The sequence below is a fragment of the Tateyamaria omphalii genome, from assembly GCF_001969365.1.
Lineage (GTDB): Bacteria > Pseudomonadota > Alphaproteobacteria > Rhodobacterales > Rhodobacteraceae > Tateyamaria > Tateyamaria omphalii_A.
On record NZ_CP019312.1, the window covers coordinates 747,720 to 760,497 of the forward strand.

11 protein-coding genes and 1 pseudogene are annotated in these 12,778 nt (G+C 61.4%); 4 read left to right on the forward strand and 8 right to left on the reverse strand.

Annotated features, from left to right (window positions below):
• Positions 1-42: 42 nt before the first annotated feature.
• The 7 genes from BWR18_RS03685 to BWR18_RS03715 form a co-directional block, all read right to left on the reverse strand.
• Positions 43-837: an ABC transporter permease gene (locus tag BWR18_RS03685; RefSeq protein ID WP_076630103.1), complete on the reverse strand. Its 795-nt coding sequence runs from the start codon at positions 835-837 to the stop codon at positions 43-45.
• Positions 830-1,768 (reverse strand): ABC transporter permease, encoded by a 939-nt coding sequence (locus tag BWR18_RS03690; RefSeq protein WP_076626758.1) that lies wholly within the window; start codon positions 1,766-1,768, stop codon positions 830-832. The genes BWR18_RS03685 and BWR18_RS03690 overlap by 8 nt, the downstream gene beginning before the upstream one ends.
• Positions 1,765-2,490 carry an ABC transporter ATP-binding protein gene (locus tag BWR18_RS03695; RefSeq protein ID WP_076626759.1) on the reverse strand — a complete coding sequence of 242 codons (726 nt, stop codon included), beginning with the start codon at positions 2,488-2,490 and terminating at the stop codon, positions 1,765-1,767. The genes BWR18_RS03690 and BWR18_RS03695 overlap by 4 nt, the downstream gene beginning before the upstream one ends.
• Positions 2,484-3,167 (reverse strand): ATP-binding cassette domain-containing protein, encoded by a 684-nt coding sequence (locus tag BWR18_RS03700; RefSeq protein WP_076626760.1) that lies wholly within the window; start codon positions 3,165-3,167, stop codon positions 2,484-2,486. Before BWR18_RS03700 ends, BWR18_RS03695 begins: the two co-directional genes overlap by 7 nt.
• Positions 3,164-4,687 carry an ABC transporter substrate-binding protein gene (locus BWR18_RS03705; RefSeq protein ID WP_076626761.1) on the reverse strand — a complete coding sequence of 508 codons (1,524 nt, stop codon included), beginning with the start codon at positions 4,685-4,687 and terminating at the stop codon, positions 3,164-3,166. Before BWR18_RS03705 ends, BWR18_RS03700 begins: the two co-directional genes overlap by 4 nt.
• Positions 4,688-4,697: 10 nt before the next feature.
• On the reverse strand, positions 4,698-4,970 hold the full coding sequence (locus BWR18_RS03710) for a DUF6525 family protein (protein ID WP_076626762.1): 273 nt from the start codon (positions 4,968-4,970) through the stop codon (positions 4,698-4,700).
• Between the two features lie 557 nt (positions 4,971-5,527).
• Complete coding sequence (locus tag BWR18_RS03715) at positions 5,528-8,548, reverse strand: hypothetical protein (protein WP_157598640.1); 3,021 nt, start codon at positions 8,546-8,548, stop codon at positions 5,528-5,530.
• A 276-nt stretch (positions 8,549-8,824) separates the two neighbouring features.
• On the opposite strand from BWR18_RS03715, the gene BWR18_RS03720 reads away from it, so the two are divergent.
• Entirely contained in the window at positions 8,825-9,322 is a 498-nt protein-coding gene (locus BWR18_RS03720; RefSeq protein ID WP_076626764.1) for a Dps family protein, read from the forward strand.
• A 60-nt stretch (positions 9,323-9,382) separates the two neighbouring features.
• Here the strand turns inward: BWR18_RS03720 and BWR18_RS03725 are convergent, their stop codons facing one another.
• Positions 9,383-10,198, reverse strand: coding sequence for a response regulator (locus tag BWR18_RS03725; RefSeq protein WP_076626765.1), 816 nt, complete (start codon positions 10,196-10,198; stop codon positions 9,383-9,385).
• Positions 10,199-10,296: 98 nt separating this feature from the next.
• Here BWR18_RS03725 and BWR18_RS22490 point away from each other — a divergent pair.
• The 3 genes and pseudogenes from BWR18_RS22490 to BWR18_RS03735 all read left to right on the forward strand — a co-directional run.
• Positions 10,297-10,410 (forward strand): annotated as a pseudogene (locus BWR18_RS22490) (NepR family anti-sigma factor); the annotation flags it as partial.
• Between the two features lie 52 nt (positions 10,411-10,462).
• On the forward strand, positions 10,463-11,011 hold the full coding sequence (locus BWR18_RS03730; protein WP_076626766.1) for an RNA polymerase sigma factor: 549 nt from the start codon (positions 10,463-10,465) through the stop codon (positions 11,009-11,011).
• Positions 11,012-11,065: 54 nt separating this feature from the next.
• On the forward strand, positions 11,066-12,766 hold the full coding sequence (locus tag BWR18_RS03735) for a sensor histidine kinase (protein WP_157598641.1): 1,701 nt from the start codon (positions 11,066-11,068) through the stop codon (positions 12,764-12,766).
• Positions 12,767-12,778: the final 12 nt, after the last annotated feature.

Consider the following 12,778-nt stretch of genomic DNA (forward strand, 5'->3'; position numbering starts at 1 on the left):
GAACACGAAGGCCAATCCCGAGCCGGGGACGCTCCGGATGCGTCACGCAGGATGATCCTCGTCCGCCACGGCGTCTCTGAGCGCGTCGCCCGCAAGGTTGATCGCCAGAACACAGATCACGACGGCCAGCCCCGGCCAGATCATCTGCAACGGGGTTGACCGCAAGTGGATACGCGCGTCCAGCAGCATCGTGCCCCATTCCGGTGTCGGCGGCTGAACGCCGAAGCCCAGAAAACCCAGCGCCGAGATCCCAAGGATGGCGCGGGCGAACATGCCGGTCCACACGACAGTGAGTGTCGGCAGAAGTGAGGGAAGGTAGTGCCAGCGGGCGATGTACAGGTGCGAAAGACCCGCCAGTCTGGCTTGCACCACATAGCCCTGGGACCGAAGCGACAGGCCGATGCCCCGGGCCACACGCGCATATCGCATCCAACCGGTCACGCTGAGGGCAAAGATCAGGCTCCAGGTGCCGGCCCCCATCAGACCCGCAATGACCACGGCCGCCACCAGTTCGGGAAAGGCCAGAAAGGTGTCCGTTGTGCGCATGACCGCCCAATCGGCCAGCTTGCCGCCAAGGGCCGCCACAAGGCCGATAACCGTGCCGATCAAAAGACCGATGAGCGAGATAAGCAGGGCGAGACCCAGCGACCATCGCGCCCCGTGCAGAAGCCGGGACAGGATGTCCCGTCCCAACGCATCCGTGCCCAGTATGAACTCAGCACCCGGCGGCGAAAGGCGTTTGGGAATGTTGATCGCGACGGGGTCATAGGGGGCGACAAGCGGGCCCGCCGCCGCGAACACAAGCAAGGCGCCCGCGATGAGTGCTACACTACGCATGATGCCCGCCAATCCGGGGATCAATCACCCGATAAAGAACATCAATGATCAGGTTGACCGTCACGAAGAGCAGGGCCGTCAGGACGACCACCGCCTGAACATGCGGAAAATCCCTGGCCTCTATCGCCGTAAGCAGGAAGGTTCCGAGGCCGGGGCGCGCAAAAATGACCTCGACCATGACCGCGCCTTCGAGAAGAAAGGCGAGTTCCAAACCAAAGACGGTGATCACCGGGATCGCTGCGTGTGGGGCCACGTGGTCGCGGCCAATGGATTTGGGCGACACACCGCGGCGTTTGATCGCCGGAAGGAATGGCTTGCCCCGTGCTTCCAGAATGCCGGACCGGATGATCCTGGTGAGCGAGGCGGCCACCCCCAGGCCAAGGGTCAGGGCCGGAAGCACGGCATGGGCCGTGGTGCGGGCCCCCATGGCTGGCAGCCAGCCCAGTTGAACCGCAAAAAGAAGGATCAGCAAAAGTCCCAGCCAATAGGCCGGAATGGCGGCACCCAAGGACGCGATGGCCACAGCACAGCGGTCCAGCAGGCCGCCGGGCCGTTTTGCGGCCAGGATGGCCAATGGCAGGGAAATCGCCAGACCAATGGCCAACCCGGCAAGTGCCAAGGGGAAGGTGTAGGTGATCGCGGCCCACAGATCGGGCCAGACCGGGCGGCCAGTGACGGCCGAGTTCCCAAAATCCAACACGAGCAACGGGCCAACCCAATCCAGGAATGCCGTCCAGAAACTGGCATTCAGTCCGACCTCCTCCCGCACCTGATCAATCACATCCTTGGTCAGCAAGGCATCAAACCGCGCCATGGCAATCGCCTGCGCGGGATCACCCGGCGCGTGCCACAAAAGCGCGAATGTCAGGATCGCCGCCCCCGCCAGAACCACGACTGCGCGCAGGACAAGGCCGATCACGCCCGCAATCATCCCACGGCACCCAGCGCACCCAGCGCGATGGCGGCATCACGCAACGCCCGGCAGTAGTCGGTCTTGGGACTAAGGGCAAAGGTCCGGGATGGAGCGACCTCTTCGATGCGACCGGATTTCAGGACGGCAATGTCGTCGGCATGGGCCACAGCATAGCCAAGATCATGCGTGACGATCAATGCGGCGAACCCTTCCTCGCGCTGCAGATCGGAAATCAGCCTGCCGGTATGTTTCTGGGTCACTGCATCAAGTGCCGAAAGCGGCTCGTCAAAGAGAATAAGCGGCGGTGCGGAAATCAGGGCGCGCAATATGCCCACCCGTTGCGCCTGTCCGATCGAGACTTCGCCAGGGCGCCTGTCCAGAAGATCTATCGGAATTTCGAGCCCGTCGCACAGTCGCTTGATCCGTTCGTCGGGCACCCGCGCCTTTTGCGCACGGATCGGCTCCATTACCGATTGTCGCAATGGCAGCACCGGGTTGAATGCGGCGCGTGGCTCTTGCATCACCAAAGCGGGGCGACAGGCGCCGATGGGGCCGCCGTCCCAGGTGATCTCTCCCTTCGATGGGCGCAGCAGACCAAGAATTGCACCGATCAACGTGGACTTGCCGGCGCCGCTTTCGCCGATGACGGCAAGCGTTTGTCCCGGCAGCAATGACAACGAGATATCCTCGAGTGCGGTCGCATTGCCGCGTTTGACCCAAACCCGATCTACGCTCAGCACGGCAGAGCCATCCAGTTTTGATGCGAGGCCAGTGATTTTGCGGCTGGCGTTCGGGGGCGCTCCAGGACCGCTTCGGTCGGCCCCTGCTCGATGATCCGGCCCTCATCCATGACCACCAGCGTCGATACCCGCCGCGCCGCAAGCCCCAGGTCATGGGTGATCAACATCATTGCCGTGTCCCGGCCGTGAAGGTGGCGGTCAAGCAGATCCATCGTGGCCGCCGCCACCACCGGGTCCAGGGCCGATGTCGGTTCATCCAGGACTATCAGGTCCGGCGCGCCGATTAGGGCCATCGCGATGACAAACCGCTGCTGCATGCCCCGGCTCCAACCCCAGGGCCGCTTTCGCAGGTCGGCGCCGCTGATCCTGAGCGCCTCAAACAGCATGCCTCGATCCGCGGCACCCGGTGCCAGATCCAGCGCATTTTCCGCCTCCCGCCAATGAAACGCCATGCTCCGAAGCGGGTCGAGCGCATCGTCCGGGCTTTGTGGAACATGGGCCACGCTCTTGCCTTGGGATCTGAGATCATCAATCAAGGCATGGCCCAGAGTGGACTTGCCCGACCCCGATGCGCCAACGACGCCGATCCGGTCGCGCGGTGAGATCTTCACCGATGTCGGGTGAAGGATGGTCCGGCCCGAGCGCACAGCACTCAGTCCGGTTGCGGACAACGTCATTCCGTCAGGGCCGTTTCGTGCGTGATCCAATATGTCTCGGTCGGATGCACGGCATATCCCGTCAGGCCCGCCCTGGCGACGTTGACCTGACTGACGTGGAACACCGGGATCATGGCCGCGTCGGCAGCAATGATCTCCTGCACCTCGTCGTAAATGGCCTTGCGTTCGTCCTGGTCGAAGGTCAGGCGACCTGCGTCCAGAAGTGCGTCGAGGGCAGGGTTTGCGTAGCCACCCGCGTTCGATCCACCGTCGGATTTCAGGAGCGCTTCCAGAACCGCGCCGGGGTCACCTTGCGGTGTCGTGACCCACGCCTGCAGGAACATGTCGGCCTCGCCCGCGGCGATCAGATCATTGCTGGCGGCCCACTCGCCGACCCGGACATTTGCACCCACGCCAATGGCCGACAGAAAGGCCTGCGTGAGTTCAGCCGAGGGCGGCAAAGCAGCGCGAGAGGAATAGGTGACGATGTCGATCACCAGCGGCTCGCCATCCAGCATCCAGCGCCCGCTCTCCTTGATGGCTCCGGCCTCGGCCAACAACTCTTCGGCGCGGGCAGGGTCATAGGCCACTGAGATGTCGGCGGCCCAGCCCTTGCCCTGCGGAAAGATCGTCTGCGCAGGCACACCGCCAACGCCGGACAGCACGGCATTCACCACGCCTTGCCGATCAATCGCCATGGACACCGCCTGCCGTATCAGCGGGTTCGCCATCGGACCAGAGACCGCATTCACAGTATAGAAATACAGCCGCGCCGTCGGAGCAGAAAAGCCAAGCGCACCAGTGCCTTGAATGCGCTCAAAGTCAGTTTCAGGATAGTTGATCACCATATCGACCTCACCGGCCTCAAAAGCCAGCGCAGCGGTTGCCGGATCATGCGCGACCACGACACGGACTTCGTCCAGCCCCGGAGTGCCAAGCCGATAGTCGGCATCAGCCTCGACCCTGTACAGTTGATCGGGAACAGCTTCCTTGAAGATGTACGGTCCGGTCGCATTGATCGGGAAGTCGGCGGACGCTTCGCCAAGGATGGCAATGCCCGGTTCCGACAGGGTCCAGGGGAAGGCGGCATTTGGGCTGTTCGTTTCAAACACCACCACGCTGTCACCGTCCGTGGACATGCCTGCAAGATCGAGAAGTTTCGACACGCGGGCATTGTGGCCCGCGTGATCCTCGATCGAGATCGGCGTGATCGCATCAATGACAGCCTGCGAGGTAACCGGCGATCCGTCATGGAAGGTCAGCCCGTCGCGCAATGTGACCCGCCAGGTGGTGGGCGAGGATTGTTCCATGCTTTCGGCCAGACGGGCGTAAAGGTTCAGGTCATAGTCGATGCCCATCAGCGTTTCCGTCACGCCGGTCTGGTTCGACATCCAGCCGTTATATCCGGCCCGTGGGTCAGGCACCTCGGCAGTTGGGCCCGACCCGACGGCAATGGTAAGGCTGCCATTCTGGGCAAGGGCGGGAAATGTGCCGCTAAGCGCCAGGAACGCTGCACATGCGAGACGAGGTAAGAGCGACATTTCAATTCCTTCAGATTTGAGAATTTAGATTGGACACGGTCGACAGGCGGTCCCTTGCCAACGTCCGGGCCTCGGCCTGGCTGAGCGAAACAAGCGTTTCTTCTGCGGTCCGTCCCTTGGCCAGCGATTTTGTCCAGATGCGCCGTGCCGAGGTCGGCGACCACGGCAGCACCGCCTGCGCAAGCCAGCGGCGCAACGGTGTGGGAAGAGCGTCATAGGCCGCCATCGGATCACTCGAACGGCGTTTGCGCCGCAGGCTGCTTTGTCCCAGATTGCGGCTCATGCGTCGTGGCCCCGATGCGGTGGCAGGACCAGGGCGCGTGCGCACGTGTCGCACGGACCATCCGCAGGCGTCGTCCTGCCCGCGCTACGGCAACCAGCGATGGCTGTAACCGAAAGGCGCGTGTCTGACATGAAGAGGGCTCCGTGAAATGGCAAGCGAGTCGCGGAACCTAAGCAGATACAATATGAATGCAACAGCAATTGTTACGTGTTTGCCCCGCATTGGAATGAAGCCGCGCATCACCGACGACCGTCGCGCGCCAAAGCGGTATTTGCAAAGCGCCATGCGGCTTGCAGGCGCATCATGTCCAGGCGCGTGCTGGCCGTGTAGATCCTCCCGCGCGCGACCGTCTCGCTGTTGGCAACCACGGACAAGACACGGCCAAGCGGGCTTTCGATGAAAATCCACTTACACCAATTCCGGAAAACTATTCTCGCAGCCCAAAGGGTCACGTTCGCGGGTGGGTCAGTTCAAATGCGCCGACCTGACCGCAACAGGCCGCGCAAATGGCACGCCACCGGCTAAACCATGCCGGCTGGTGCCGTCGCAGGTCCGCGTCACTGCACTTGCGCGCTGTCGCTTTGGATCTTCAGTTTCCAATCCTCAATCAACGTCCCTTCGGTCTTCAGACGGCTGGCAAGATAGTAAAGCCGCTGGGTCGCCGGCCCGGTCGGGGCCGTTTCGAACCGCTGCTTGAGGTAGTAGGGCGGGATCGCCTGCGAATAGAGCGTGGCCGACACCGTCACGCCGCTTGCGTCCACGCCAGAGGGCAGGGTGATCTTGTAGGTCAACTCGTCCTTGCCCGCCTTGACGCCCGCATCATGTTCGGCACGCCCTTCGGGCATCGTGGCTTTCATGAACGCGGCGGTAACCTCGGAGTCTCCGAACCGGGCCTTGAACGCGTCCGTGCCGGGCTCCTCCGCGCCCCAGGGCAGCAGGCGGTTGTCCTTGGGATGGTAGACCCGGTGCACAAAGCTGGAGGTGAACTCCTTTTTGGCATTCTGCGTCAGTTCTTCATAGATCTGTACCTGGGTTTCATCGTCGATCAGGTTGTGATGCGGCTGGTAAAGCGCTTCCGTCGCGCCCTCGGGCACGTAGTCCAGGAACTCGGTCTTGAGCGGCTTGCCGTCCGGCCCGATGATCACGCCCGCACCGTTTGTGCAGCCGGAACACCAGACCTGCGCGCCGCTTGCATCCGTCACCTTCACCTCAAGGAATGCGCGCCGGAACCCGACGCCGGACGGCAGGCGGTGCCCGGTCTTGTTGTCGACGCTCACGACTGCCTCAAGCACACCATCCGCCGCTGTCAGGCGTTCGATGGCCACATCCGCCGTCTCGTCCCGCGCCTGCAGCGCCATCGTGTCGAGCGACAATTGCGCCCCATTGGTGGCGTAGGTCATCGGGTCCTTGGGGCTCATGCCCATCTCTTCGTCGAATTGTGACAGCATCTCGACCATGAAGGCGTTGAGACCCACGAAATTGTGCCGTTTGTAGTCGTCGCGGAAGGGCACATCCAGCTCCTCGTGCGGCAGCGCGTTCGGCACTTCGGGCAGGTTTGTGTCCTGAATGCTGGCGATCTGTGTGGTCAGGCTGCCGATCTTGATACGGCCGTCCCGCGTCTCGAAATTGCTCTTCATGTGGCAGTCCTGGCAGGACTGCGCGGTGCCCGCGTCGGCAAACTGGCTGTTTTGCCATTCCAGGAATGTCGCCTGTTCGACCGAGTGCTGGAACTGCACGAGCGGCTCGCGATAGGTCACGCCGAACTCGTCCTTGAGAAAATCCACTGCATTCTGTGCCGACTGGTTCAAAACCGCCTGCTCTTCGACCGTGAAGCCGGGCAGGGGCGTGTCCGTGGCCCAATCCACATTGGGCAGGTTGATCGTGTGGCAGGCGCCGCACATCTCGCTGTCGGTGATGTAGTCATCATGCAGGGGCGTGATGCCCATGGCGTTCTGCATCGGTTTTTGGCGCACGTCGGAAAACGGACCGATCAACTCATTGGCCGGGTTGGTGCGGAACACACCCGTCGTGCCGTTCATCAGATAGGTGTCGAGCGTGTTGTAGTCGGGCTGCCCCTCGGCCCGTTCCGGTGGGGCGATGTGGTGGCACACGGCACAGGAGATCCCCTCGCGCGCAAGGTTGCCGTATTCGTGGTACTCGAACGTCCCGTCCGCGATCTGCTGCTCTTTCTCGGCCTCGGTCAGCGGATCATGCAGCAGCGTGTAGGCGACTTTGAACGTGTTCCCGTCAAGGCCGCTTTCGGGATCGGCATGTGCGTCGATCTCAAGCTGGCGCTGGCCCATCGCACCGTGACAGGACAGGCAGGTGGTGCCCAGGTTTTCGGACAGGTCCCCGACGCCGGCCGCGTCCAGCAGGGCAAATTCGGATTCGAGCTGCGCATAGAAAATCGGATCTCGCCCGGCCAGACCCATGGGCGACCAGCGCCATTCGCCATATTCCGAGATGTTGTAGCCGTCCCCGTATTTGGGTCCGTCCTTGATGAACATGGTCACGCCCGACGGCGCACCGCCCAGGCCGCCGTGGCAGCCCAGGCAATTGTCCGATGTCAGGAAATGCTGGGTGTCGTCGGGACGGGCAGGTACGTGGTCCAGCCACTCGCTGGGCAGGGTCTGCAGGTTGGCACGAGTGATATCGACACCGCCGGTGCCTGGGAACATGTCGATGAATGCCTTGTTCTGATTGACGGGCGATGCCTTGGCCGCGGCGACATGGGCGGCGCGCATGGCCGCAGGGTCGTGGGGGTCGTTCACATAGGATTTGATCATCTCTTCAAGGCTGGCGCCAAAGGCAGGCTTCTGCGCCATCGGCAGGTCGCGCCAGCTTTCGTCCACGCGGTAGATCACCGGCTCGCCCGGATACCCCTCGATGTTTTCAAGCGCGGAAAAGATCAACTCCTCGGCGGCAGAGGCATGGCAGCGCATGCACATCCCGTCACCACCCGCGCCAAGGGGTGGGCTGTAGGGGGGCTCGAACGTGTCGATGACCGGCATGCGCGCCTCCATCCCCGCCTTGTCCGCGAAATAGACCGAGGCAAAGAACCAGCCGCCATGCGACAGCGCACTGTCCTTGACCATCACGGTCCAGTTCAGCTTGCCATGGTCATAGGCGTATTTCGCCATCTCCTCTGCGACCTTTCCGGGGTCATTGGGATGCTTGGCGACAAGGCTGGCGTAATATTCGTTGTAGCGGGCCGACGGTGGGGTCACCATTTCCTTGACCACGATGGCCCCGTCGGCGATGGCGCCTTGCCGTCCCCCTTCAAGCCACGCCATGATCTCGGGCGAGTAATACATGCGCACCGCAGGGTGGACGCCAAAGCTCATGTCGAACACGAACGGGCCGGTATCGCGCCAGCTTTTGTCCCGTTTCCACCCCAGCCCCACATATTCGCGCTTTGCGATCCACGGAAACAATACGTTCTCGTAGTCGATCAACGGCAAGGTGCTCGGCAACGGCAACTGGGCGCTCTGCGCCGCGTGCGCGACCTCTTTGGCTGATGTGACATGAGAAAAGGAAAACAGGGCGAACAGGACGGTGGCGAGAAATCGGGCGCACATGAAATTGTCTCCGGTATCGAATACCGGCAGAATGCCACCTAAACGAGAATTTGTATACGCAAAGATTCGCCGATGGCGTGTAATTTTAAGCAAAATGGTGCTCTTGCCGTCTTGGCGCCCTTGAAGTGACGGGGTGGCGAACCAAAAGGCGGCGCTGTGCGCGCAGGCCGCGTCTGCCACATCCGACATGCGGCCTGCCGGATTTCGCCGAAAAAACGGAACTCTTGCGCGCCTGTCCCGTTGAATGGGTAACGTAACCAATCGACGGAGATCACAATGGCCGATGCCCTCAAAGTAATTCCCAAAAGAAACGACGTTTCAACCGGCGTGCAGGATACCAAGGCGGTCGCAACTGGTCTGTCTGACGTTCTGGCAGATACATATTGCCTGGTGTTCAAGACCCACGCGTATCACTGGAACGTCGAAGGACCTCTATTCTATTCGGTCCACAATCTTACGGAAGAGCACTATTCGAACATGTTCGAAGCCGCCGATGAACTGGCCGAGCGTATCCGCGCACTGGGCGAGTTGGCACCCTCCGCACTGAAGGATGTGGTAAGCCGGTCGCGGGTTGAGGATGCCGAAGGTGAGATGTCGACGGCTGACATGGTGGAGGATCTGGCCGCAGATCACGAACGGATCGCGCATCGTCTGCACGCGCTGGCCGAACTGGCAGCCGAAAACCGCGATATCGTGACCGAGGATCTGGCCACCGAACGGTCTGCCTTTCACGAACAAGCTGCATGGATGCTGCGTGCAATCGCCAAAAGCTGAATATGAAAAGACCCCGCCGGACCGATCCGGCGGGGTCTTTTACGACATGACGACAAGGTTCTAGGCTCTCAGCGTCTCGGTTGACGAAAAGAACATCGCCTGGCTGACAGCGGATTTCACTTGCGCCTCTGTGTACGGTTTCGAGATGAGGAACGCCGGTTCGGGCCCTTGCCCGGTCAGCAGCCGCTCGGGGAAGGCGGTGATGAAGATGACCGGAAGGTCGCCTTGCACGCCCAGAATGTCATTAACCGCATCAATCCCGCTTGAATTGTCGGCGAGTTGAATGTCCGACAGGATCAGGTCGGCGCTTTCTTCGCCGGCCAGTTGCACGGCGCGGTCACGGGTCCGGGCAATCCCGGTCACCCGGTGGCCCATATCGGCAACGATGGATTCCAGATCCATCGAAATGATGGCCTCGTCTTCGATGATCATCACGCGACCGGACACGTGCTGGCTCATTTCGGCATATGCGATGTTGATCAACTCCTGCGCTTCCTCAAGGGGCGCATCCATGACCTTTGCGACCTCAGCTGGCGAAAACTCCTCGACCGTGTGCAAGAGCAGCGCCTCGCGGGTGTTCGGTGTCAGCTTTGACAGATGGTCGCGGGCCTTTCGGGCGATGCCCGTGACATCTGAATCGTTGCCGAACACGGCGCCCGACGTGGTCCAGATGGCGTGAAAACTGCGGAACAGTGCCACTTTGGCATCTGAACCGCCCTCGTATTGATCGGGATTTGACAAGATCGCTTCAAGCGTCGCGATCGCATACGTGTCGCCGCTGTCCTGGCTGCCTGTCAGCGCCCGCGCATATCGACGGAGGTAAGGAAGGTTCGCGCCCACGTCGTCCGCGAGCTGCTCCCTAGCGTCTTTGTTCATTTTGTTTGCCTTTTTTGACTTAGTCTTGGAACCTTACGCGCGGCCATGCGTATTGGTTCCGTCAGACGCACATAAAATTAATCGAGAAACCAAACCCGATGACACGGCAGAACCACAAGACAGAGATCGACGCAGAGATCGACGCGAACCTCAAACGCGCCTTCGACACCCTCGCAAAGGAGCCCGTGCCAGACCGGTTCACGGACTTGCTCAACCAGTTGCGGACCGGAAACGCACAGACGTCTTCGGACAAGGGAGACCGCCATGACGACTGACCCGCGCGACGAGTTGGTCGAACATTTGGGTCCGCTCCGTGCCTTCGCACTCAGCCTGTGCAGGAATTCTGCAACGGCGGATGATCTGGTGCAGGAAGCCCTCATCAAGGCATGGACCAATATCGACAAGTTCGAACCGGGTTCGAACATGCGGGCCTGGCTCTTCACCATCCTGCGCAACACCTATTACTCGCTGCATCGCAAGCGCAAACGCGAGGTCGAGGATGTCGACGGGGCCTATGCCGATACCCTGTCGCAAAAACCGGATCACGACGGGCGGCTGGCCATGCGGGATTTCGGTGTCGCATTCGACCAACTCAACGACGAACAACGCGAAGCACTGGTGCTGGTCGGTGCAGGCGGCTTTTCTTACGAGGAAGCGGCAGAGACATGCGGTGTTGCCGTCGGCACCATCAAAAGCCGCGTGAACCGGGGCCGCGCGCGGCTGGCAGAGCTGATGGCGGTGGACGATCCCGACGATATCGAGTTGACGGACAGCGTGACTGTGGGGATCGTTTCAGCCCAAAACATGGCGTAGTTCGTGGCACAAGACAGGTTGACACGCGGGCTTTTCGTGCGCTTGGCCGGGCTGATGACCTTGGCCCTGTTCCCGTTGGGCGCAATCGCGCTGTGGCAGACCAATGAAGTGGTGAGCGCCACGGTCAGACTGTCCGAAGAGATTGTCCTGTCACAAACCGAGCGGGCCGCCGCCAGTGAACGGCGCCTGCTGGAACGGGGCCGGGGCGCAGCCGAAGGGCTGGCCGCGCTGTTGGGCCCTGTTGCCGGCGATGCCGCTCAATGTTCCGAGATGATGGCGCGTTTTGTGAGCCGTCAGGACACGTTCGTCTTTGCCGGGTTCATCGGTCGGGACGGGATGATGGAATGCACATCCAACGGTGTCACCTTCGACTTTGCAGATGATCCAAGTTTTGCCCGCGCCATCGAGCAGGAGGGGCAGATCTTTGAAGTGAACCTGTCAGGCGTCGCAACGGGCGATTCCGTGGTGATCATCAGCAATCCGGTTAAGATCGACGGCAGGTTCGCAGGCTTCGTCTCCCTGTCAATGCCGCACGAAACGGCAAAACCGCCTGCCGCTGGCCTGACCGAAGACAGCCGGTTCGATCACGTCACGATCAACCGGGCCGGCCGCATTCTGTTTTCCTCGCGCGAACTGTCCTCTGCCGGGGGCATCCTCCCGACCGACACGGATCCGACAGCGTTCCTCGAGCGCGACGGCGAAACGTTCCTCGCACGGTCGATTGACGGACGTGAACGGCTGTTTGCCATCGCGTCCATCGTACCGGGCGAGGTGGTCGTGGTCGGATCATGGTCCACGGGCCGCACGTTGAACAGCCTTGGAGCGACACCCGTTTGGGTGCCGCTGCTCTTTCCCGTCCTGATGTGGTTTGCGGGGCTTGCCGTGGCTTTTCTTGGACTGCACCGTCTGGTGATCCGCCATATCTACGCCCTGCGCCGATCCATGCGGCAGTTTGCGCTGGGCCAGCGCGACGAGCCGGGATTGCAGCTTGATGACCCGCCCGCCGAATTCGAAGTGCTCGAAACCTCATTCAATCGCATGGTCTATGCTCTGACCCACGCGGAACGTCAGGCGGAACAGGATCTCAGTGAAAAGACAATCCTGCTGCGTGAAATACACCACCGGGTCAAAAACAACCTGCAACTCATTGCGTCGATCATGAATATGCACGCGCGTGCCGCCAAAACGCCGGAAACGCGGGCCTTGCTGTCTCAACTTCAGCAACGGGTACGCGGCCTCGCGACCGTTCACCAGACGCTGAATGCCGACACTGACGATTCCACCGTCGATGCGCAAAGCCTGATCCGGCGGCTGGTCAGGGAATTGATCCCCATGGCCGATGCTCTGAAACGCGACATCCAGACCACCACCGACATTGCACATGTTCAGTTGGGACAGGATCAGGCCGTCACGCTGTCCATGCTGGCGGCGGAGGCGTTGACCAACGCCGTCAAGTATATCGACGCCCCACAAGGCCAGCCGCTGACCCTGGACATCTCGCTCACACAGGACAATGCACAGACACTGACGTTCACGATCATCAACTCCATCGGTCAAGGATCCGATCGAACACCCGATATGATGGAAAGCACCGGCATCGGTACGCGCCTGATGCGCGCCTTCGTCGCACAGCTGGACGGAGAAGAAAGCCGCGACGAAACCGAGACGCATTTCACGTACAGCGTCACCTTTTCCCTGACGGAGGTCGCGCCCGAAGCACCGAAACTATGGGCGCAACCGCACGCGACCGGATAACCCCGCACGGGC

Excerpts from the sequence above, each read along its gene's own strand:
- BWR18_RS03725 (WP_076626765.1), bottom strand. The coding sequence starts at position 10,198 with ATGAACAAAGACGCTAGGGAGCAGCTCGCGGACGACGTGGGCGCGAAC.
- BWR18_RS03705 (WP_076626761.1), bottom strand. The coding sequence starts at position 4,687 with ATGTCGCTCTTACCTCGTCTCGCATGTGCAGCGTTCCTGGCGCTTAGC.
- BWR18_RS03685 (WP_076630103.1), bottom strand. The coding sequence starts at position 837 with ATGCGTAGTGTAGCACTCATCGCGGGCGCCTTGCTTGTGTTCGCGGCG.
- BWR18_RS03735 (WP_157598641.1), top strand. The coding sequence starts at position 11,066 with ATGACCTTGGCCCTGTTCCCGTTGGGCGCAATCGCGCTGTGGCAGACC.
- BWR18_RS03730 (WP_076626766.1), top strand. The coding sequence starts at position 10,463 with ATGACGACTGACCCGCGCGACGAGTTGGTCGAACATTTGGGTCCGCTC.
- BWR18_RS03700 (WP_076626760.1), bottom strand. The coding sequence starts at position 3,167 with ATGACGTTGTCCGCAACCGGACTGAGTGCTGTGCGCTCGGGCCGGACC.
- BWR18_RS03690 (WP_076626758.1), bottom strand. The coding sequence starts at position 1,768 with ATGATTGCGGGCGTGATCGGCCTTGTCCTGCGCGCAGTCGTGGTTCTG.
- BWR18_RS03720 (WP_076626764.1), top strand. The coding sequence starts at position 8,825 with ATGGCCGATGCCCTCAAAGTAATTCCCAAAAGAAACGACGTTTCAACC.
- BWR18_RS03715 (WP_157598640.1), bottom strand. The coding sequence starts at position 8,548 with ATGTGCGCCCGATTTCTCGCCACCGTCCTGTTCGCCCTGTTTTCCTTT.
- BWR18_RS03710 (WP_076626762.1), bottom strand. The coding sequence starts at position 4,970 with ATGAGCCGCAATCTGGGACAAAGCAGCCTGCGGCGCAAACGCCGTTCG.